This is a genomic window from Algoriphagus winogradskyi, from assembly GCF_900182815.1.
In the GTDB taxonomy this organism is placed as follows: domain Bacteria; phylum Bacteroidota; class Bacteroidia; order Cytophagales; family Cyclobacteriaceae; genus Algoriphagus; species Algoriphagus winogradskyi.
Genome location: NZ_FXUA01000001.1, coordinates 764818 through 786226 on the forward strand (window position 1 = coordinate 764818; position 21409 = coordinate 786226).

A 21409-nucleotide genomic window follows, 5' to 3' on the forward strand; every position below is an offset into this window, starting at 1 on the left:
GAAGGTGAACTGCAAATAAGCGGGCTACTGGAATAACAAATGGAGCAGAAACGACTAGATCACTATTCTCCCCATCCATATAGTACACTTCGCACTCTTAATTGAGAACCTTAGGCTCAAGCCAAATCAAAGTCAAAACCAATAAAAACATCCCAAACCAAAGCCAATCAGAGATTTTCTCTTTCGAATTATTAATTGTTGAAGAAGTATCCTTATTCGAATACATAGTCAAAAAATCCGCCCGGAGCTTAGTAGCTCTCAAACTTGGCCATTCACCTGCTGCATAGCTATAAAACTCCAAGCTATCTGCTAAAGAAACCCATCCGGAGTCCAGACTCACAAAGCGCCCAGTCCTGCTAAAAGGATTTACCAGAGATGGTTGTAAAAAAACTGAATCGGATTCAATAGCAATAAAATCAGCTATGGATTCTTCTTCATTGATCTGAATTTCAGCCTGCAAGCCTCCAAAAACAGGTTGATTAAGTTCAACAGCTCCAGATTCCTGAGGTAGCATAGCTCCCAGGATTTGCTGCCAAATTGCCTGATACCTCAAGCTATCTCCGGCAAGTTTGATGGGGAAAGTGCTTTCTAAAAGACTCAGGCCTACCTTTGCATTTCCAATTTGCTGGACTGCAAAAGCATTATCGAAGAGTAGTTTCTGTGCGATAATGGATTCAAATTCATATGGAGCACCTCCCAAGTCCTCATCGATCACCCGACTTTCTTCGTTACTCGTTCGCTTTACTTTAAAGTTGGTCCCAAAGGCCTTATTAATCGCGGAGACATCATTGTTTACCTCGTTTCCATTCATCACCAAAACTGATGCTCCCTGATCGATTGCATCCAGCGTTGATTTCTTGGAAAGCTGAGCTGGGTCAATAATCAGGAACTGCAGGGAATCAGGTTCGGAATTTCCCGAGCGGATCACCGCGTTTTTTGAAATTGCAATTTGCTCATTCACCTGTTCTCCTGAGTTGATTAAATACTGAGTCAAAGTTCTGATTTCGGCATCAGGAAATGCAAACTGCAGCTTATACTGGATTGGTTTGGATGGCTGAACAAAGAAATTCACCCTCCCCAGCAGACTATCATTCATCATCAAATCCAACGCATTTCTCCCCACGACCTGTGCAGGAAATTCGAATTCGAAAATCCCAGAGTTTGCTTCGATGATTGTTTCTGCCAGTAATTCACCTTGCTGAGCAAGTGATAACCTCAGGGTATCTGTGGATTCTATTCTTCCTTTCACTACTTGCATTTCCCCTTTCCTGAGGATGCCTTTCCAGTTCAAATAAGTTATTGACCCACGTTCAGAGTCAGTTACCCATTGAATATCCTTATTCCAGAGGCCCAACAAATCTTGTTCTGAAAAGTCGGAACCTAACAGATAAACTGGATTTCCATCCCCTTGAAATTTAGAAATCTGCTTAGTCCTTTTGACCTTTAAACTATCTTTCCAGAAACCAATTTCATCTTTAGGTAGCTCTGAAGAGTATAGCAATATCGCTTCCTCCGGTAGATTGGAGGTCCAAGTAGGTTGAAAAATATAAGCTATCAGCAAGAGCCCAAAAAGGAAGTTCAATGCCATTCTAATTGCTTTCCTTGAGCTACTAAGATTCTTCTTCAGTATCCAAAAAAGCTGAACGCAAAGAATAACACAAATTGCCACAGCAAACAGCCAAGCCCAAGTCCAGGAAATCAGAGGTTCAAATTGAATCATTGTAACTTACTCCAAAAGGCTTTTTCTAATTCTTTTTGTTTGAGAAAAGATGCATTCACACCTTCTCTGCGGGCGATCAAAGGATATAATTTCTGAAACAGTTCCTTCTTTCCTTCCTTGCTAATTTTGCCGGAATTCAACTCCTGAAGCTGCAATAACACCGACCAATCTTGCAAACCGGAATAGTTCATACGGGCTGTCCAGAGTTCTCCGAATTTCTGCACCAAAGCCTTATCGACGGCAGAAAGCTGCTGCTTTGGCAACAAGCCTAGAACCTGAGACGCCAAAGGTGCTAGTCGGCTTTCCATAGCAATTTGCTCTATTTCAATTTGATCCTTCAAATCGTCCAATTCACCTGTCAGTCTCTTCTCCTCTTCCTTGATCGGAGGCGGATCAAACCCCGTTCTCTTCACATAAGCTCGTGATTTTTGCTGTACGCTTTTCAGGTATTCCAATGCTTTGTGTTGAAATGGCAGGGCTTTTTCCGGTTCAAATAGGCGAAGATGCAGCTCAGACTCCCACATTTCCTCCAATGCCATTTTCAAAAGGCTCATCGAAGAATTTTCATCCATTTTAGCCTTCGTAGATGTCTGGGTTTTATTCAGAAATGCACTCATTAAGCCCCCCATTCCGTCTTCGAGGTTGTTTGTCTCTGCTTTCTTAGATTCGCTACCCGATTTTTCCTTTTCAGGTTCAGCTACCAAATTGACAACTCCAGCTTCATGAGGATGATCATGGTCATGGCCAGCAAGGAAATCCACAGGCTCAGAGCCATTATTAGTTTCTGAATTTTCCTCACCTAGGTACTGACCGTATCGCATTCTTAGTAGCTTCTGATCGCTACCAATTAGGTTCGAGGCTGAATTAAATTCTTTCTCAGACATACTTTTCTGAGTAGCTATTAGATTTTCAGTATCAATAATAATCTGCCGCTGGCTACGAAAATACTCAGGCATCACATGGATCGCCATGCCTATCAGGTCCTGTTCTTCCACCCCTGTGGAATCTACATAATTGAGAAAGTAGGTGTCAGAGCGGGAGAAATTAGGCTCAGGCAATCTATTATCCATGGCAGCCCAATAGTAATACAATTCATCCCCGGGCTGAAAATCGAATGAATTCAAATCCAGGGTGACTGCTAGCTCATCAGATTTGAAATTCTGTTTCGGTATGGAAATTCGATTTTCTCTGAACTTGACATTCTCGCCAGAACCTCTAGCCAATGTTGCCACCAGATAAACTTCCTTTATTTTGAAATCATCAGACACTTTGGCTTTAACCTGCATGACCTGTGGATCCTTGGTGAAGTGGTACTTGTAAAGCTCCTTTTCACTGGGCTGAATCACAGGAGCCAAATCGTCAATTGCCTCCATTGGAAAATAATCAGATTCGTATACCACCTTTTCATCTCTCTTCGCCTGAAGGGCATAAATCCCAGATCCTATGACCTTATCCTGAAGAATAAATTGTTCTCCTGATTTGGTAAAAGGCAGGCTTTTCCCATTCGAATTGATTAATTCTAAAGATATATCCTTGGCATTCACCATTTCCACAACCCACTTGATATCAGAGTTTATAATTGTCTTGACCGAAAGCTCTGATTGAAGAGTATTTGGCAAGCCGGTATAGGCAGGCGGGGCGATGGAAATTTCCACAGAACCCATATCCACAGGCAAATTTGCCACTGAATTCACCTCCAGTTTATCTTCCGACTTAACCTGAGTTTTGGATGAATTTTCCGTCGGTAAGCTCAAAAGCGATAGACCATAGACTGCGAAAATTAGAAGTACCGCACTCAGGAAAGGCCAGGTATTCTTATACCAAACCTGAATAGCTCCACCTTGAAAAGTAGCATTCACACGCTCCCATTGAAGTTGCTCTGCACTATTTTTTGAGGGTTTGGAAAGGAGTTCCAGACTGAATTCCAAGTCAGGAAAACTATCATGAAGTAGCCGTAAAGCCTGTGTTCGCTTAGGTTGGAACAAACCCAAAAAGTACCCGAAAACAAAGAATCCAATTACCCCTATAACACTAATCGCAAAGATAGATGGAGTGAAAATCATGGAAAATACAGCCAGAGCAAACCCTGAGAGCAATGCTTTCAACCCAACTTGCAGAAAGAGTTGACGCTCAATATTGGCGATATAGCGCTCGATTTTGCTCATATCCCTTGTTGGTTTGCAAAGTATCGCTCAGCTGCAAAACAAAGCAGCAATAGCCCTAAAAGGAGCAAGTCGAGGTTTGCTTTCTTTTCCTGGGTATTTCTCCCTCCAACTATAAACCTGCTCTCAAACTGAGACTGGCTCAACTTTACATCTTGCTGCTCAATTCCAGAAAATGAGAGAAATGCCTCCAAAATCACTTCCGGAAGCTTTCCTGTCTGAACCAACTCAGATTCCTCAAAATCCAACTGATCCGGGAAAGTAAGCAAGTTTGATTGCTCTGAATAGGAATAATTATCCGAGACAAAGTAAAGCTTATCACTCTTCCTTTCAGCAGGCAGCTTGCTATCGAAAATCAACTTTGCCTCTTCCAACTGCTGCATTTCTTCAAACTCAAACCCGTAAACATCATTGATTGCATCTAGAGCGGCTTGGATAAATGTCCGCTCTGAAGAAGACACTTCATTCAACAAGTATCCAAATCGTTCCTTCTCAAATACTCTTTCCCCTTCGGCTTGTTGCCCTTTTGGAAGAGAATCCAATAACCCTTGCTCGTTTACTACCAGTGTTTTTTCTCCACCTAAAGAAACGGTCTGAGGCTTAGGCGTAGTAATATCTGCACTTCCTAAGTACAGGTTTGGTTTGATATTGCTTAAAAAGAACGATGAACCAAACGTGTTTTCCGAATTGCTCAAATACAGATTCAGGTCAGTAGCTTCAGAAGGAAGCTTATTCAGAGCTGCCTGTAGATTTAAAGTCATATACTCAAAAAGCAAATCCTCTATAGATTCAATTGGGGTCAAAGTTTCATCTGCCCAATAGACTTCTTCACCTTTTTCCAGCGCCTGCTGAAGCTCAAATTTATATTCCTCAGTGATCTGCCCACTAGGTTGCACCAGATGAACAATCCGCTCTTCAGAGACTTTATTATGCTTTGGAACAAACAGCTTACTGAGCAATAATACCAATATCACAAGCATCAGAATCCGCAGCAAAAGCACCAAGATATTTTCTAATCGTATGCCTTTTGCAACAGAACTTTCCTGAGTTGGGAGCCAATGCATCGCTGCCCAAGACATTACCTTTCCCTTTCTTCCACGCCACAGGTGGATAAGAAAAGGTATGCTAATTCCGAGCAAACCCCAAAGCAATATGGGCTGTAGCAACTGCATCAGAATAGGGATCTTTGTGATAAAAATTCACTGATCACACCGGCGATAGAATCCGTCAATCGCACCTGAAACAAATGAACTTGAGGTATAAGTAAAGATTGTTTAAATTCTGATAAATAGTTATTTATAGAATCGTTATAGGTTTTTTCTATCGCCTTTCCATCTAGAATAATTGATCGATCTGACTCCAAATCCTGAAGTGTGAAATTGCCCTTTAAATCAAACGCTAATTCCTGATTTCCTAAAATCTGGAATAGCACAATCTCTTTTTTGGGGTGGCGCATTTGCTCCACTATGTCCAGCCACTCATTATCCTTTTGCAAAAAATCAGAAACCAGAATGATCAATTCCTTCTGCCTGCTTTTCAAGACTGGGAACACCTGCTTTGACACTGGCCAAGAACCTGCCGCTGTCTCTTCTTCCAAAAAATAGAGCATGCGTTGGAAAGCTTTGGGAGAGGCAGACACCTTCTGCTCTACTCTACCATCCTGACAGGTAAAGTAACTCAATGAATCGCCTTGCTGATGTGCTAGGTATGCTAGAGAAGCAAGCAGGTTTTTAGCGTAGTCTAAGCGCTTAATCCCATTTTCCTCGTAGTTCATCGATCCGGACAAATCAAGCATCATACGGATCTGCAAATGGCTTTCTGTTTGGGATTCCTTGATCATATGCTTGCCAGACCTGGAAAAGTACTTCCAATCTATCCGCTTAGGGTCGTCACCTGGTTCGTAATACCTGTACTGCTCAAACTCAGAACCCACACCAACCCGCTTACCGAGATGTACGCCATGTTTCAGCTGCTCGCTGATGATCTTAGCGGCGAGCTTAAGGTTATTTAGTTTGATGATTTCCAGATTACTTGCCTGCATGTATCGGGAGCGCTTCGAGGATTTTGGAGATAACGGCATCTGACTGGATATTCTCAGCCTCTGCCCGGAAATGAAGGGAAAGCCTATGCCTCAAGACAGGATACGCGAGTGTTTTGATATCCTCAGGAGTGACTGAATAGCGGCCTTTCACCAAGGCTCTAGCTTTGGCACAAAGGATCAAAGCCTGCCCGGCACGGGTACCTGCACCCCATTCCACATAATCTATAACTGACTGTATTTGTGAGTTATCAGGCCTTGTAGCTCGAATTAACTTATTGATGTAAACCAACAGCTGAGAATCTATATGAACCTCTCTAGTCAGCTTCTGTAAGTTCTGAATATCGATACCAGTGAAGACTACTTCAGGTTTGCCTTTGTAAGTCCCTGTAGTCATTTCCAGTACATCCAGCTCCTCCTGCTCGGAAGGATAACCTAATTTGATGTATAAAAGAAAGCGATCTAGCTGCGCTTCTGGTAGCGGATAGGTTCCGGCTTGCTCAATCGGGTTTTGCGTCGCTATGATCAAAAAAGGAGCAGGTAGCGGATGATGCTGCCCTCCGTAGGTCACCACCTTTTCCTGCATGGCTTCCAATAGCGCTGCCTGAGTTTTGGGAGGCGTTCTATTGATTTCATCAGCCAGCACCATATTGGCGAAGATCGGACCTCTATTGAACTGAAAGAACTTCTTCCCTGTCTCATGGTCTTCTTCCAAGATCTCAGTTCCAAGAATATCCCCTGGCATCAAATCGGGTGTAAATTGAATTCTTTTGAAGTTCAGCTCCATCCCTTGCGAAAGAGAATTCACCATCAATGTCTTTGCTAGGCCAGGCACTCCTTCCAGCAAACAATGCCCCCCTGCTAACAGGGTAATGATAATCTCTTCGATCACAGATTCCTGACCGACGATGACTTTAGCTATTTCTTTTTTGAGCTGGGGAATCTTAGCCACCAACTCTTTATATGCTGTTAATTCTGTGTTTTCCAAACTCATTGTGTTAATGCATAAACCACTATGTTGACACCAAATTTAGTGTTATCGACTTTCAGGAATCGCTTGTTTCTAAAGTCATAATCCCATTCGCAGCCATAATCTTTGTTACTATAAAGGACTCCTATTCTGCCATTTATCACAATTGCCTTCAAGTAATCATGAATGAGGTCATCTCCCCAGCCATTGAGTTCAAATGAGGTAGCCGGAGGGCCATCTTCGAATTCAAAGAAGGAGGAATAAATTGGGTGGTTATTGGGGATTTTCTGGAGCGCATCAGCTCCAAAGGTTTTAGCCATTTCGGCTTCAAAGGATTTTGCGAAAAGCCCATCGATGTCATGATTGCAATCATCGGCAAAGACAAAGCCTCCATTTTCTACATAAGTCTTGAAGTTCTGCCGCTCTACCGAGGAGAACTCCACCAACTTATGTCCGCTGATATAGCAGAAGGGACTCTTAAAAATCTCCTTGCTACTCAGCTCCATTATTTTTTCCTTTTCGTCCACAGGAATGGTAGTGTATTCCACTAATGAATTTAGGAGGTTGATCGGCATGCGCTGATCGGTGTCCCAATTGCCGGAATTGTATTTTATTCTAGTGAAGAAGAAAGGTTGCATTTCAGTGAATAGTATTCAGTATCATCGCAGCTACGATTAACAGTAGTCAGTCGCTGGTTCAGTTTATAGAAAACAAGTTTCAATAAATAATCAGTGATCAGTAAGCAGCCGAACTGAGACTGCAAACTGATCACTGCAAACTGGTTTAAACTGCGTCAGATAAGCTAGTAAAGGTAAAGTCCCGGATCTTCATCGCAGGAATCAGATCACCTCCCACTCGCTGAGGTTTACCCATTGCTTCAATGTTGTTCAACATGATAATCGGACTCTCATTGAAACGGAAGTTTTTCACAGGGAATTTGATCTGACCGTTTTCAATGTAGAAAGTACCGTCACGGGTCAAACCAGTAAACAATAGGGTTTGAGGATCTACAGCTCTGATGTACCAGAATCTAGTCACAAGCACACCTCTTTCGGTGCTTTTAATCATATCTGCAATTGACTCGTTTCCACCAGCAAAGATATACCCACCTCTTCCAGGACTTGAAAGTGGCGGTACACCTTGCTTCTCGGCCCAATACCTAGAGTAAGCGAGATTTTTTACAACACCGTTTTCCACCCAGGTAGTCTTTTGCCTCGGCAGGCCATCACCATCCCAAGGAGACGAAGGGATTTCTGTATTGGTAGGATCAGAAGTGATGGTCACGCGCTCGTCAAATAATTTCTCTCCAAGTCGGGTTCCACCGCCTTTTTTGCTCATAAAGCTTCGCCCCTCGTCAGCGCTTCTGGCATCAAAGCCTCTAGTGAGCAAGCCAAGTAAATCTCCAGCTGCTGTAGGCTCTAAAATCACTGTGTATTTGCCTGGCTCTATAGCTTGTGCATTTGCAGATGCTTGTGCCTTTTGCATAGCAATGCTTGTTACCTCTTTTGAATTCAAAAGGTTTACATCATTAAAATCACGTGTAGCATATCCAGATCCTGTTCCGTCGGTAGTTCTCACTGTGATAGAAAAATCTACAGAGGTGCTGGTATTATAACCGAATAGCCCTTTGCTGTTTCCAGTTGCTACGAATCCTGAGAAGTCTTCCAAGTAACCTGCAGCCGTCAGATCTCCTCCACTACTCACCTCTATACTGTCTCCTGCAAGTTTCGCTCGAAACTCAGGATCTATTTTATCAGTAGCCGAACTGAAGGTAGCGGCTTCTGGATAAGTTTGTGGTCCGAGCATAGGCATATACTCCGGGTTTTCTGGAGCTAACTTCGCGATTTCCTCTGCACGTGCCACCACCTTTTTGAGCGATGCATCATCCAGTTCGTTGGTAGAAGATGACCCTACTTTTTTGCCAAATACCGAATTGACACTTAGTCTAATTTCATTGGTCTCACCACTGGTGTTAACAGTGTTTCTGGCATATCTAATATTGCCTGTTCTTCCCCCGAAAATGGAAACTTCCATCTCGTCTGCTGTGGAATAGGAAAGTACTTTATCTATAATTTGCTTTGCTTGTTCTTTAGTTAATATGGCCATAATTTCCGCGTTGAGGTTAAATATTTCTTCCCGTATTGATCACGTTCACACCGTCAAAACGGGTAGTTGAACTGCCATGAGAAACTGCTGATGATTGTGAAGGTTGACCTTTGCCGTCATTGAATGACCCAAAGAACCTGTAATCATCTTCATCACATATTTGGGAGCAAGAATTCCAAAACTCCTGCGTGTTGGACTGATAAGCTACATCTTCTAGCATTCCTGCGATTTTACCATCCTTGATTTCGTAGAACAACTGACCTCCAAACTGGAAGTTGTAACGCTGCTGATCGATGGAATATGAACCTCGTCCAAGGATGTAAATCCCTTTTTCGACATTCTTAATCATATCAGCTGGACTCAACTTTTCTTTACCAGGACGCAAAGAAACATTGGGCATACGCTGGAACTGAACTGAACTCCAATTATCTGCAAAAGCACAACCGTTGGATTCCTTTTCTCCTAATATTTGAACTTGATCACGGATAGCCTGATAATTCACAAGAATTCCATCCTTGATCAGATCCCACTCCTTACATTTTACGCCTTCATCGTCATAGCCTGTATTTCCCAGAGAATAAGGCTGAATCTTATCTGCAACAATATTTACCTTATCAGAACCATACTTAAAGTCACCAGATTTCCATTTGTCCAGTGTAGCAAAGCTAGTACCGGCATAATTTGCCTCATAGCCCAGTACACGGTCCAACTCAAGCGGGTGACCTACAGATTCATGAATCGTCAGTCCTAAGTGATCAGGGTCGAGTACTAGGTCATATTTGCCAGGGATCACTGATTTTGCGGAGATTTTCTCTTTGGCATGTTTCGCTGCATTGACTGCATCTTCCACCATGTCATACGAATTTTTATAGCTATTAAAGCCAGCAGGATTCATCATTTTATCCTTGGCTAAGCCATCCATGTATTCATAGCCCATTCCCATAGGAGCACTTAGTGCTTGCCTGCTTCGGAATCCGCCGGCACCTTTGTTCACAGCGGTGACTGAAAACGTAGGCCAGATCCTGTGGATATCCTGATCAATATAAGAACCATCGGTAGAAGCAAAATATTTCTGCTCATTGATTACAAATAGTGCGGAGTTGACAAAAGCAGCGCCGTTGTCCATCGCAGAATTATTCACGTTTAGAAGTAGGTCGATTTTATCCTTAACAGGGATTTCCATCGCATTCTTCTGAATTGGGGTATTCCAAGTCACTTCCCCATGACCGCTTACTGGAGCAAGCACTACAGGTTCCTTTTGCAATTTGGAATTCGCTTTTGCGATAGCCACGGCGGTTTCTGCACAGCTCTTAATGCCATCTGGTGTCACATCTGAAGTAGCAGAAAAACCCCAAGTACCGTTTGCTATCACTCGAATGCCAACCCCAAACGTCTCTGAATTTGAGATATTTTGAACGTTTTTCTCTCTTGTGCTTACATTTTGACGCAAGTATCTTCCGATACGAACATCAGTGTAAGTAGCGCCTTTGGTTCTGGCGGCATTCAATGCTATGTCTGCAAGTACTTTCTTAGCCGCTGGATCCATACCTGGCTCAAGCAGTTGCTCAGCCGAGACAGGATTTCCCATCATGACTAACCCGGAGGTGGCGAGGGCTCCTAGCCCCATCCCGGAAAGGTGGATAAAATCTCTTCTTTTCATGGTTTAAATTTGACAAGTAGTAGGTCACATTGAATCTCCTATGCAACATATTCTACGATTGGTAGGATATTTTCATATTGGATTTCAATTTGATCTACTGGTTAAAGTGTTTGGTTTATATTCTTAGGGTTAAAACAATGTTTAATACTTCTATCAAAGTACTGTTATCCTTGGATTAAGAAAAATAAAAATACAGACTCGGTAAAAATTCAGGGTGCAAATTGAAAAATCCCTGTTGGGAATTCTAAAATCCTAATTTTTTTGACCCTTAGATTGTAAAAACTTTAAAACTTGGAGAAAGGGAATTGGCTGATTTTATTGATGTATTGCCAAGATTGATAAACCTGCTTCTAGTATCACCTCACGATCGTCCGGAAGGTCAAATTGACTCTAGGTTTAGAAACCAGCTTTGTTGGGGGTAGTCTATGAAGCCAATGCGACTGAGTAGTTCCTTTCATCAGCAGCAAACTCCCATTTTCTAAAATCTGAGAAACAGTCTCTTTGGTTGCCTTATGCTTGAAAGCAAACTTCCGTTCGGCTCCAAAACTTACCGAAGCAATGGCACCATCCTTTTTCAAGTCCGTTTCTCCATCACTATGCCAAGCCATCCCCTCACTCCCATTGTGATATAAATTCAGCAAGCAGGAATTGAAGGTTTCCCCAGTTTTCTTTTCTACTAAATCCTTTAAATCCAACAATTCCTTGGTCCATGGCAATGCCGTCTTGGTGTTATTGGAATAAGTGTATTCAAAAGGCTTTTCGGCATACCAAGCCACTTTACGCTTGGTTTCTATTCGCTTTCCAAAAATCACTGCTACATCATTCTTCCATTGAATCTCATTCAATAAGTAATCCAGATAGTCCAAAGCACTGGCTGAGGGCATAATCTTTCCAAAGTAATTTACTACACCGTCTTTGGGTAGCAGATTTGTATTTTCTAATGAATCCTGATTGAATAAATCCATTCTCTAATTTATACTTCTTGGTTTAGCTGGGCAGCTTCCCAACCTATAATTGCTGACTTTCTGGTATTCCCCCACATATAGCCACCGATTTTGCCGCTGGATTGAATTACTCGATGGCAGGGGATCAGGAAAGCAACAGGATTACTCCCAATTGCAGTTCCAATAGCGCGGGAAGCTTTTGGTTTTTCTATTTTCTCAGCTATGCTACCGTAAGTAGTCAGATTTCCCATTGGGATCTTCAGAAGGGCATCCCAAACCTTCAATTGAAAAGGAGTACCATTCAAATGCAACTTGATTTGATTGAGTTTGTACCAATCATGCTGAAAAATATACAAAGCTTCTTGCTGAATTTTATCCACCAACTGATGATAATTCGCATTGGGAAAGCGGGCTTTCAAGGTAGATTCTCCTTCTTCCTGATCTGAGAAAAAGGCCATGTGGCAAATGCCTTTGGAAGTGGAAGCCACAATGATTTCTCCAAAAGGACTTTCTGCAAAGCTGTAATTGATCTGAAGGTTTTCTCCCCCATTCTTGAATTCGCCTGGAGTCATTCCCTCAATTTTAATAAACAAATCATGAAGTCTGCCAGTGCTTGAAAGCCCAGTTTCCTGAGCGGCTTCAAAAAGTGTAGCTTCTTTGCCTTTCAAAAGCTGCTTGGCATATTCCACACTTAGAAACTGCATAAATTTCTTTGGGCTCACTCCTGCCCATTCACTAAACATGCGCTGAAAGTGAAACGGACTCAGATGTACTTGCTCTGCAATTTCCTCCAAAGAAGGTTGGCTTTTGAAATTAGCCTGTATATAAGCAATCGCTTCGGCGATACGATGGAAATTGACGGATTGACTTTCGTTCATATTCTGAATGCTAGGTTATCCAAAAGTACCCTGAATAAGGAAATTGCAAAACCCGATTCTTGCGGAGTTTGAGACTGGAGTACTACTTATTCTGCTTTACCCTTTAGCATCGCATAAATTGCCATCGCATGTCCATGACCAATTTCAAAGTCCTGCTTTAGCCAGTTAGTAATTTCTGTAGCCTTAGTACCTGAGGTGGTTTTTCCACTAGACAAAACCCTTTTTCAGAAGCAAGTCCTTTAAAATTTTCTCGGCTCTTACCAGTCTTTGCTTGAATATTGGCCAAATAGGCTAGAAAGGACACCTTAGTAGGTTTTGAGGGCTGAATTGAGCTTATGGAAATAGCTATAGGATACTGCCAAAATAGCCAGGATGATTAGAGGAAAAATGGTTTGAAATCCAAAACCATCTACAGCCCAATGGCTGATGCAGGCAAAAATAAAATCGAAGGTGAAACCAGCATATGCCCATTCTTTCACACGCTTTGGGAATTTTGGAATCATTAGTATCAAAGTGCCACATACTTTAAAAACAACTAATGCATTCCCGAAATACAGGGGGTATCCCAGGTGACGGATCCCTTCTTTCGCAAGTTCAGTTTGGGATGTAAGAGCCGGCATTAGCCCTTCAAATAGGAAAATAAAGCTTGTTGCTGTCCAGAAAATGATTTTGTCTCTTTTAGTAGGATCCATCTTTTTACGTTTTAAATGATAGTCAAAGATTAAATTGTTGACATAATTTGACACGGTGGATTAATGACAAAGAGGAGGTGATTTGCGAAGGAGAAAATTGATGGGGCTTTTCAATACTGATCGTGCCTTTGGCACTCAATTTAAAAAATCGAATTCCATATGACCCAGAATTGCATTCTGGGCTTTTATAGGCCTTGCCGTTGGCAAGGGTTCTTTTTTAGATATTACGATGGACAAGGTTCAGGAATTCAATAAAAAGAATAAAAAATATACGGCTATTAGTTAGCTGAGATTAACCATTGTGCCAACGGCACAACCTGTATCAGCCCCGAATACAGCGCAGCGAAATTCGGGGTTCAAATGCAAAATGGAAAAATCTAAGAGTGCCAACGGCACGATCGGTGATAAAACAGGAAGAATTCACAGCACAATATATTTACATCATGGAGATAATAATCATTCATAAAAAAACCGTTCGCAATCCTGTCTTAGTAACAAGGTCACGAACGGCTGATATTTATTAAATCAATTCTAATTAGATCTTCTCCAATGCATTGGCCAAATCATTCTTCAAATCTTCGGCATCTTCCACGCCTACGCTCAATCGAATCAATGAATCCACTAATCCAACTTTTTCCCTCTCTTCCTTCGGGATACTCGCATGAGTCATAGAAGCTGGGTGTCCACAAAGCGATTCTACTCCACCGAGTGATTCTGCCAAGGCAAATAAATGAAAGCTCTCCATTACTTTTCTTGCATCAGATTCTTTATTTCCAACCAATGTGAAGGAAATCATTCCTCCATAATCGCGCATTTGCTTTTTGGCGATATCATGATTGGGGTGATCCTCAAAACCTGGCCAGTAGACTTTATCTACTTTGGGATGATTTTTTAGGTATGCCGCAATGGTTTTGCCATTTTGAGAGTGACGCTCCATTCTTAGATGAAGTGTTTTGATTCCTCTGATTACTAAAAAGCAATCCTGGGGCCCAGGTGTCGCGCCTGAAGCATTCTGAATGAAAACCAGCTTTTCTGCCAATTCATCATCATTTACCACCAAAGCTCCCATTACTACATCCGAATGTCCACCAAGGTATTTGGTCACTGAGTGCATCACGATGTCAGCACCAAGATCCAGAGGGGTTTGCAAGTATGGAGAAGCAAAGGTGTTATCTACTGCGACTATGATTTTATTGCCTTTTCCCAACTTTGCTACTGCAGCAATATCGATAATATTCATCATAGGATTGGTGGGCGTTTCTACCCAGATCATCCTAGTCTTTTCCGTAATATGATCAGCTATTGAAGCCGGGTCTGACATAGGCACAAACTTAAATTTGATCCCATAACGCTCATAGACTTTAGTAAAAAGCCTGTAAGTTCCACCATAAAGATCATTAGTGCTGATGATTTCATCACCTGGGTTAAATAACTTGATTACCGCATCGATAGCTCCTAGGCCAGAGGAAAAACAAATTCCATGCTTTCCATTTTCCAGCGCTGCCAGATTATTTTGCAAAGCAGTTCTGGTAGGATTGTGCGTGCGGGAATACTCATAACCTTTGTGATCACCAGGAGATTTTTGCACGTAAGTGGAAGTCTGGTAAATCGGAGTCATGATAGCTCCTGTCGCAGGATCTGGCTCTATTCCGGCATGAATGGCTTTTGTTCCAAATTTCATTCGTTATTGGTTTAGGTTGTTTCGGTTCGTAGGAAAATGAAAATCAGTTACGATTTTCAGGGTTATTTTAAGCAGTGCGTGTTAAACTTGCAGACTTTCCCAGTGAATCCAATAGATAAGAGACCAAATATGACAAAAAAGGGCAGGATATTCAAAACTATCCGAAGGTACTTCGGCAGTCATCCTGCCGGTATTTTTGCCTGGCTCTGGGTCACCGCTATGCCTTTTATTGGAAGCGTGATTTTTGCCACAAAGTATAATCTGCTTGAAGCATACCAACTTGAAAGTGGATTTGAATTCTTCGCATATACAGTCATTGGAGCGCTGTTAATGGGTTTGGCTCTGCTGCCAACTACGCTCATCGCCCTGGCGTCTGGATTCTACTTCGGTTGGGCTTCCTTACCCTTCTTGATTTTGGGTTACTCGCTAGCTTCTGTATTAGGGTATGCTTTAGGAAAAATCACCAACATGGGCTTCACAGAATTACTTTTTAAGAAAAACCCAAAATTCCGGAAAGAAGTAGAATCACGAAAAGAAAAGGAAGGATCCTTGGTCTTTTTTGTGAGAATCTCTCCGATTGTACCCTTTGCAGTTTCCAATTTTCTCTTTGCCTCGATGAATATCAAGATTTGGAAAGTATTGGTTTATGGTATTCCTGGTATGCTCACTAGAACGGTCATCGCTTTCGCCGCTGGAGTCATCGCCAATTCCTATATAGCTGCCAAAGAATCCATGAATAGTCCTTTGCAATGGGGAATTGGACTTGCTCTATTAGTAATCGGGGTAGCGGGGATTTACAATTACCTGAGAAAAAAGAAAAAATGAACAAGGTGCCATAGTCAATGATCAAGGGTAGACACCAATTCTAGATTCTTCTATTTGCTTGATGATTTCAAAAGAGTCTTTCTGCTTTATTCCTCCTGCATCTTTCGCTACAGTATCTTACCTCATCCCAGTTCTTTTCCCATTTTTTGCGCCAAGTAAAAGGTCTTTTGCAAACCAGGCAAATCTTGGTTGGCAGGTCAGATTTTTTCATTGAATTCAGGAATTTCATTTTCCCGTACATAGGGAAAAGAGTCCAGCTTCTTGAAGCCATAATAGGTATTCAAACCTGAAATTCCGACACCAGCATAACTTTCTAAATTCATTTGCCCTAGGTCATTAATGATATCATCTGGACAGATGATCATCTGCACCGAACCTATGATAAAAATGCATCCATTAGGTAAGGGGATACTTTCCTCGTACTTCATCCCGATTTTAACAGGACTTTCCTTCACAAAAGGCGCATGGAAGTCTCCAATATACTCTGGTCTCAGCTTCATCCTTTCAAATTCAGAATATCCTTTTAGCAACTTGGCTGAGGTGTAATGCGCTTTCTCTATAAAAGCTTCTGAGACATGATTAATCGTATAAAATCCCGTTTCCATAATGTTGGGATAGGTATCCCGAGGAATAGCTGTCTGCGGGCGCATGATGAAAGCTAACTGAGCTGGACTTGATCCCAAATGCACCACTGAGGAGAAAATAGCTACATTTTCCTTATTGGTAGAGGACCTTGTGCCAATCAGATTTGCTGGTTTGATTCCGCTTATGGAGTTGATTAAGTTCAATCTATAAGCACGCTCCAAGCGCTCTATATCTTCTTTATGTAATTTCATACGATCGGTATTGATTCAACTTGCCCTTTTATGACTCGAGTTCAATTTCTTTTTTACATTTTCTCCAAAACGAAAAAAAGGAAGGAAAATACCCCGTCACACTGCTCAGCCAGTCTCTGGCTTCTTCTATGCCTTGATAATGTCTACTGGCGGGATGTTCTTTGTAAACAATTTGATCTGGATTAAGCAATTCCATCAAATCAGAAAACTCCCCTACAAAAAGTTGAATTCCTTCAATGTTTTCGCTTAGATCAAGTGCAAAATCCAGACATTTTTGACTCACCGGATTCTTTTGAAAAAAAGAAGGCTCTAGGAGAAAAACCCGCTGCACGTCTTCTCCTTTATGCCAGTAAGGATCAAGATTATAGTAATTGTAGATGAGCGTCTTTTTATCTTTCTCAAAATTTGGTTGAATATGATTCGGAAGTTCCGTGTGCAAATTGAAAGCTACGGTGTCAAGCAATTGATTTGGAACTTCAAGCTGATTGAATTCCTCATAGGCTACATCCAGAAAAGTACCTTTTTGATTGTCATCAAAATAGGTATTGACATTCCATTGATTGGCAAAATATTTCTTACTGGAAAAAGCTCCCGCCACCCATTGCCAGCTCAACTGATTGCTCGCCAAATCTCCATCCAATAAGTGGCTATACATCCACTTTGCAGGCTCTAGCCAATGCGAATTGGCAATATTGCAGCAGATAGATGCCACGTACATTCGCATGTGGTTGTGCATATAGCCAGTTCGGTAAAGCTCCTTGATCGCTTGGTCAACTGTATTGATTCCTGTCTCTGCATTGAGAATGGCGGATGGGATTTGATGATTGGAAATGGGAGCTTGCTCTTGCTTGAGATCTTGATTAATCCCCTCACCTTTTGCAATCCATACCTGCTGCCAGTAATCCCGCCATGCTAATTCTTGAACGAGTTTTTCAACTTGGTACCACTTCAAATCCAGGGTTTTGATGTACTCAAAAACTTGCTTGGTGGAAATCACACCGCGTGAGATGTAAGGGCTCAGCCTTGTTACTGCCCCGTCTTTATAATTTCGAGTAGAGCTATAGCTAACTGGGTCAATAGCGCGAATCCTACGTTCTATGGAAGGCAAATCTGTTGGAAAATGATTCACTAGCTAATTTTATTTAAGGAAATACTTCGTTGTCTGGAGCATTTGAATCGCTCGATATCAGGATTTCTCTTTTTCAGATGCTTCTGACTCACTCCACTATTCACACGCTTTCGCCACATCTTAAAAGAACTTTCTTTGAGTTCTCTCCGCATCAGCTTGATCACCTCAGCTTCACGGATACCAAATTGTGTTTCTATAGCTTCGAAAGGCGTTCTATCCTCCCAAGCCATTTCTATAACTCGATCTGTTTCTCGCTCAGTCATTCGTAGTATTCTAGTTGTGAATCTCATTTTTATAAAAAAATGAGACTTTATTCCTTCCTACATTTAAAGCTTAGAGCGGGTAGAAATGTTTTGATGAATCCAGACTTTTTTGGTTAGAACTTCCCCCTATTAAAAAATATTATGCTATCCGATTTTGTTCCAGTATGGAGTCAAAAGCAAAAAAAGGATAGGTTAAACTTAGGAATTGAGGCGGTTTCAGCCTGTCCCGCCAGTCCGACGATAAGCAAAGAATCCAAAGTCACTGGCATCTTTGCAGATAATCATACAAAATATTTATTCTAGCAAAAGAAACTTGCCAATGTACAAATGGAGCATATAGCAAGAATGAAAAGGCTAAAAATCGTCAAAGGACGTTTTTTGTTTTGGAAGACAAATTTGACCCCCAGAACTAAAAAAACTAGTTGGGCAAGCAGAAACGGAATGGTGAGTAGTTCTACAAAAAATACGATAATCGCAGAGTTTAATTCCAAGAAATTCACCAACCAAAGGCAAATGAAATAGCCAACAATTAAAAAATTGATACCTGTCACTGTTGAATCATTCAATCCACCACGCATGATCTGGCTTATTTAAAATTAAAACTTGACTTCAAGCACATCGTCTAATAGCTCGAGACATCTCTTTCTCAAAATCTCCACACATGGAAATTCAGTTTATTTTCAGATATACCTCTCTTCTTTAATCATTCCTCTTTTCTTTTAAACCTTACTAAAACGAAAATACCAATAACTATCTCAATGAGGGATCCAGTAAGAGCTGAACCGAATGATTGGATATTAAGGGCAAAAAGTAAATACGCTGCTACACCCAAAGCAGCTCCAAGAATCCAGAAAATTTTATTACCATATAAAGAGGCAAAGGTCAAATACCTTCCGCCTATGATTAATAACATACCTTGAAAAAACCACTCGGTATGCTGAAATGACAATAAAAAAGCAATAGGTAAACACATCAGCATAAACACTGTCCCTTCCATAGCCAAGTTCCCCAAAGGATTTCCCTTACTATGTGCTCCTCTTATTTTAATGATTTTTGCCAGTGCCACACTTAGAGGAAAAATGAACATTCCACCTATCAAAAGTGTCCAAATAGCATGATGATCAGAAAACTGAAGAGATACCATTGATGATATGAACCAAACAAAGCCTGATACCAGCATGCCCACCGCCCCATTTCCATATCCAATACGCATGTCTCTCTGTGCTTGAGCTACTGAATTAGAATTACTTAATGTATTGTCGGTAGAGTTATTTTTCATTTGGCTTTCAGACTAATTTTATCATCCAATTATCTCGGGGTAAAAGATTCAAAGATATCATTTCAAAAGATCTATCAAAGACCCGATCAACAATACCGCAAAACTAGCGCTCTCCTATAGCCCAAACTTCTCCCCTTCTAAAACTTATTCAATCACCCAGCTACTTTATAAATGAAGCAGCAGTACTAAGAAGAAGGTACTGGGATCTATACGAGCACTTTACCTGTTTTTGGGCAACCACTTGGTTTTAGTATACAGGCTTTTGATAGGTGCTTCCAAATCGAATTGGGATAAAACCTGCTGAGGCGAATACTATGATAGATTAGATTCAGACTCCAATGGAGCAATTGCAAATCCAGCTAATCTCCTGAGGATCATTGAAATAATCCAAGATGCTTTTCTCCTTTCTCTATACCAATCCAAAGGATTGAAAGCATCTGCGTTCTAGCTATTTATTTTTGAAATATGATAATTCTCTGAAGACTGATAACACAGGGTATTTATAGAAGGTAAAAGCTTAACGTATCCAATTATTATAGCCACGTAATTTCTTAGCTTATATACTTCCAGTGCAGAAAGGGATTATTGATTTGGAATCAATTTTCTATAAAGCAAACTATGCTCCTCCATGACATTCCCATATTCATCAATCAGCCTAAACGTAACCTGAGGTTCTTCTTCATTCATGGAAAAAGTAAGCTCACCAAATGCTTTTAAACCTTGTCCAAGATATCCAAAAAGTTGCGTAGAGGAATCCTTGGCAATTGCTTCCGGTCCGGGAACTCCTCCTAGAGATGCAGGTCCAAACTCGTAAAACGCAAATCCTGAATTTCTAGGGATCGTAAAACCACGTGCACCATGCCGATCTCCACTCAGTAAGAGTACTCCAGGAATATTTTCAGTCTCAATTAACTTGTAAAGCTCTTCCCGACCCAGCGTATCCCAAGTCCCCCAAGAATCTTTGCCATCCGAGATAAAATCGCTCCACATTGTTCCGCTGGAAATCACTTTGAAAGTTGCAGGGGAAGTGATCAGTACATCCTTCAGCCAACTCAACTGTTCCTCCCCCAAATAAGAATTATAAGCTCCTCTTCGCTCATTTTCCCGGAAGGATCGAGTATCCAGCATGATGACCTCCACATCTGCTATACGCGTATTGAAATAAATACCTGCCGATTCATTCTTAGGATTATTCCAGTTCTCGGCCCAAATAGCCCGAAGCGCCTCCCTGTCTTCTTTGCTAACACCTTTAGGCAATCCACTTAGGTCATTATTGAGGTAATCATGATCATCCCAAGTAGCATATACAGGAACATTTGCGGCTAACTTTTTCCAAGCCTGCGAGACATCTCTTAGCAAATAATCAGATCTATGCATGCTGAGATTAGTATCTCTATCATCCACAGCCAAATCACCCAGTAACAGCATAGCCATAGGATCTCGAGCTAAAATGGCTTCCATCAAATTGGGGTTATGCAAGCCTATCTTATGAAAATCTGAAGCAAAGGCTAGTCGTAGCTCGCTTGTTTCTTCGATTTTTGAGGCGGTTTGGAAAGTACCTTTCGCCACCTCTGCACCTTGTATTTTCATTAAATAGGAATACTTCGTTGCTGCTGACAAATTTCCTAAGACGATTCGCTCAGCTTGTCCGGCCACGCTTGGATTAAAAAAATAAATCTTTGTTTCTTTACCAGCTAAATCTGCTATTTCAATTTCAATCAGATTTTTACTTGCTGGTCTAAGCCAAATACTTACTCCATTCTCTTTGATATCTCCCAACATCGGTCCAGCAATCAGCGGAATATCATTATTCGCAGCAGCTGCTACAATTCTTTCGTCTGTAAAATCAACTGCATTATCCTCGAATACCGACCTAGCTTCCAGATAAAACTTTCTAATATTCTCAGGTAATCTCACATAACTATCGAGAAGCAAACTGTCAATTTCCAACGTTCCCTTGTGTGCTTGTGGTAAAGAAACGTCATGTTTTACCGGTATGGAATCAGTTCTTTGCGCAAAAGTAGCAGTACTAAAAAGAGTGACGATAAAGGCAAAGAGGCTGGATATTTTTTTAAATCTCATTGAGAGTGGGGTATTGGAAGTATTGGAAAAGTTAAATTACGGCTTTAGCGGGTGGTAAAAAAGTTGAGTTCTAGGCAAAAGATGGCTTAATGCAAATTCGATTGTATAGAAGCAGAGTGGGAAAATTACATCTAGCCAAAACCC

General features: G+C 41.4%; 20 protein-coding genes. 1 reads left to right on the plus strand and 19 read right to left on the minus strand.

Annotated elements, in window-relative coordinates; genetic code table 11:
- Positions 1 to 97 precede the first annotated feature (97 nt).
- The 13 genes from QOL76_RS03275 to QOL76_RS03335 all read right to left on the minus strand — a co-directional run bounded on the left by QOL76_RS03275 (position 98) and on the right by QOL76_RS03335 (position 14851).
- Entirely contained in the window at positions 98 to 1588 is a 1491-nt protein-coding gene (locus QOL76_RS03275) for a hypothetical protein (protein WP_283411597.1), read from the minus strand.
- A 128-nt stretch (positions 1589 to 1716) separates the two neighbouring features.
- Entirely contained in the window at positions 1717 to 3885 is a 2169-nt protein-coding gene (locus QOL76_RS03280) for a hypothetical protein (protein WP_283411598.1), read from the minus strand.
- A complete protein-coding gene (locus QOL76_RS03285) occupies positions 3882 to 5054 on the minus strand; it encodes a BatA domain-containing protein (RefSeq protein ID WP_283411599.1) in 1173 nt (390 codons plus the stop codon). The genes QOL76_RS03280 and QOL76_RS03285 overlap by 4 nt, the downstream gene beginning before the upstream one ends.
- Positions 5054 to 5962: a DUF58 domain-containing protein gene (locus QOL76_RS03290; RefSeq protein WP_283411600.1), complete on the minus strand. Its 909-nt coding sequence runs from the start codon at positions 5960 to 5962 to the stop codon at positions 5054 to 5056. Before QOL76_RS03290 ends, QOL76_RS03285 begins: the two co-directional genes overlap by 1 nt.
- Positions 5910 to 6908 (minus strand): AAA family ATPase, encoded by a 999-nt coding sequence (locus tag QOL76_RS03295; protein ID WP_283411813.1) that lies wholly within the window; start codon positions 6906 to 6908, stop codon positions 5910 to 5912. Before QOL76_RS03295 ends, QOL76_RS03290 begins: the two co-directional genes overlap by 53 nt.
- 2 nt (positions 6909 to 6910) lie before the next feature.
- The gene (locus QOL76_RS03300; RefSeq protein ID WP_283411601.1) at positions 6911 to 7528 is read right to left on the minus strand and encodes a DUF4159 domain-containing protein; all 618 of its coding nucleotides are present in this window, start codon (positions 7526 to 7528) and stop codon (positions 6911 to 6913) included.
- Positions 7529 to 7673: 145 nt separating this feature from the next.
- On the minus strand, positions 7674 to 8996 hold the full coding sequence (locus tag QOL76_RS03305; RefSeq protein WP_283411602.1) for a TldD/PmbA family protein: 1323 nt from the start codon (positions 8994 to 8996) through the stop codon (positions 7674 to 7676).
- Between the two features lie 16 nt (positions 8997 to 9012).
- Positions 9013 to 10656 (minus strand): TldD/PmbA family protein, encoded by a 1644-nt coding sequence (locus QOL76_RS03310; protein ID WP_283411603.1) that lies wholly within the window; start codon positions 10654 to 10656, stop codon positions 9013 to 9015.
- Positions 10657 to 11012: 356 nt separating this feature from the next.
- Entirely contained in the window at positions 11013 to 11621 is a 609-nt protein-coding gene (locus QOL76_RS03315) for an alpha-ketoglutarate-dependent dioxygenase AlkB family protein (protein ID WP_283411604.1), read from the minus strand.
- 8 nt (positions 11622 to 11629) lie between these two features.
- Positions 11630 to 12478, minus strand: a complete 849-nt coding sequence (locus QOL76_RS03320) for a bifunctional helix-turn-helix domain-containing protein/methylated-DNA--[protein]-cysteine S-methyltransferase (protein WP_283411605.1) — start codon at positions 12476 to 12478, stop codon at positions 11630 to 11632.
- Between the two features lie 86 nt (positions 12479 to 12564).
- Positions 12565 to 12693 carry a DUF4287 domain-containing protein gene (locus QOL76_RS03325; protein WP_283411606.1) on the minus strand — a complete coding sequence of 43 codons (129 nt, stop codon included), beginning with the start codon at positions 12691 to 12693 and terminating at the stop codon, positions 12565 to 12567.
- Positions 12694 to 12783: 90 nt separating this feature from the next.
- Positions 12784 to 13170, minus strand: coding sequence for a DoxX family protein (locus QOL76_RS03330; protein WP_283411607.1), 387 nt, complete (start codon positions 13168 to 13170; stop codon positions 12784 to 12786).
- A 535-nt stretch (positions 13171 to 13705) separates the two neighbouring features.
- Positions 13706 to 14851 (minus strand): cystathionine gamma-synthase, encoded by a 1146-nt coding sequence (locus QOL76_RS03335; protein WP_283411608.1) that lies wholly within the window; start codon positions 14849 to 14851, stop codon positions 13706 to 13708.
- 129 nt (positions 14852 to 14980) lie between these two features.
- On the opposite strand from QOL76_RS03335, the gene QOL76_RS03340 reads away from it, so the two are divergent.
- Complete coding sequence (locus QOL76_RS03340) at positions 14981 to 15676, plus strand: VTT domain-containing protein (protein ID WP_283411609.1); 696 nt, start codon at positions 14981 to 14983, stop codon at positions 15674 to 15676.
- 67 nt (positions 15677 to 15743) lie between these two features.
- Here the strand turns inward: QOL76_RS03340 and QOL76_RS03345 are convergent, their stop codons facing one another.
- The 6 genes from QOL76_RS03345 to QOL76_RS03370 all read right to left on the minus strand — a co-directional run bounded on the left by QOL76_RS03345 (position 15744) and on the right by QOL76_RS03370 (position 21265).
- Entirely contained in the window at positions 15744 to 15887 is a 144-nt protein-coding gene (locus QOL76_RS03345) for a DUF2256 domain-containing protein (RefSeq protein ID WP_283411610.1), read from the minus strand.
- On the minus strand, positions 15874 to 16512 hold the full coding sequence (locus QOL76_RS03350) for a flavin reductase family protein (RefSeq protein ID WP_283411611.1): 639 nt from the start codon (positions 16510 to 16512) through the stop codon (positions 15874 to 15876). The genes QOL76_RS03345 and QOL76_RS03350 overlap by 14 nt, the downstream gene beginning before the upstream one ends.
- A 28-nt stretch (positions 16513 to 16540) precedes the next feature.
- The gene (locus QOL76_RS03355) at positions 16541 to 17641 is read right to left on the minus strand and encodes an FAD-binding domain-containing protein (protein ID WP_283411612.1); all 1101 of its coding nucleotides are present in this window, start codon (positions 17639 to 17641) and stop codon (positions 16541 to 16543) included.
- Positions 17641 to 17931, minus strand: coding sequence for a TIGR03643 family protein (locus QOL76_RS03360; RefSeq protein WP_377919097.1), 291 nt, complete (start codon positions 17929 to 17931; stop codon positions 17641 to 17643). Before QOL76_RS03360 ends, QOL76_RS03355 begins: the two co-directional genes overlap by 1 nt.
- 676 nt (positions 17932 to 18607) lie before the next feature.
- Complete coding sequence (locus QOL76_RS03365) at positions 18608 to 19183, minus strand: DUF7010 family protein (protein WP_283411613.1); 576 nt, start codon at positions 19181 to 19183, stop codon at positions 18608 to 18610.
- A gap of 582 nt (positions 19184 to 19765) precedes the next feature.
- Entirely contained in the window at positions 19766 to 21265 is a 1500-nt protein-coding gene (locus QOL76_RS03370) for an alkaline phosphatase D family protein (RefSeq protein ID WP_283411614.1), read from the minus strand.
- Positions 21266 to 21409: the final 144 nt, after the last annotated feature.

Coding starts and splice junctions, on each gene's coding strand:
- QOL76_RS03315 (WP_283411604.1), bottom strand. CDS start 11,621: ATGGATTTATTCAATCAGGATTCATTAGAAAATACAAATCTGCTACCC.
- QOL76_RS03330 (WP_283411607.1), bottom strand. CDS start 13,170: ATGGATCCTACTAAAAGAGACAAAATCATTTTCTGGACAGCAACAAGC.
- QOL76_RS03350 (WP_283411611.1), bottom strand. CDS start 16,512: ATGAAATTACATAAAGAAGATATAGAGCGCTTGGAGCGTGCTTATAGA.
- QOL76_RS03305 (WP_283411602.1), bottom strand. CDS start 8,996: ATGGCCATATTAACTAAAGAACAAGCAAAGCAAATTATAGATAAAGTA.
- QOL76_RS03310 (WP_283411603.1), bottom strand. CDS start 10,656: ATGAAAAGAAGAGATTTTATCCACCTTTCCGGGATGGGGCTAGGAGCC.
- QOL76_RS03335 (WP_283411608.1), bottom strand. CDS start 14,851: ATGAAATTTGGAACAAAAGCCATTCATGCCGGAATAGAGCCAGATCCT.
- QOL76_RS03300 (WP_283411601.1), bottom strand. CDS start 7,528: ATGCAACCTTTCTTCTTCACTAGAATAAAATACAATTCCGGCAATTGG.
- QOL76_RS03360 (WP_377919097.1), bottom strand. CDS start 17,931: ATGAGATTCACAACTAGAATACTACGAATGACTGAGCGAGAAACAGAT.
- QOL76_RS03370 (WP_283411614.1), bottom strand. CDS start 21,265: ATGAGATTTAAAAAAATATCCAGCCTCTTTGCCTTTATCGTCACTCTT.
- QOL76_RS03280 (WP_283411598.1), bottom strand. CDS start 3,885: ATGAGCAAAATCGAGCGCTATATCGCCAATATTGAGCGTCAACTCTTT.
- QOL76_RS03345 (WP_283411610.1), bottom strand. CDS start 15,887: ATGAAAAAATCTGACCTGCCAACCAAGATTTGCCTGGTTTGCAAAAGA.
- QOL76_RS03290 (WP_283411600.1), bottom strand. CDS start 5,962: ATGCCGTTATCTCCAAAATCCTCGAAGCGCTCCCGATACATGCAGGCA.
- QOL76_RS03365 (WP_283411613.1), bottom strand. CDS start 19,183: ATGAAAAATAACTCTACCGACAATACATTAAGTAATTCTAATTCAGTA.
- QOL76_RS03340 (WP_283411609.1), top strand. CDS start 14,981: ATGACAAAAAAGGGCAGGATATTCAAAACTATCCGAAGGTACTTCGGC.
- QOL76_RS03275 (WP_283411597.1), bottom strand. CDS start 1,588: ATGGCATTGAACTTCCTTTTTGGGCTCTTGCTGATAGCTTATATTTTT.
- QOL76_RS03320 (WP_283411605.1), bottom strand. CDS start 12,478: ATGAACGAAAGTCAATCCGTCAATTTCCATCGTATCGCCGAAGCGATT.
- QOL76_RS03285 (WP_283411599.1), bottom strand. CDS start 5,054: ATGCAGTTGCTACAGCCCATATTGCTTTGGGGTTTGCTCGGAATTAGC.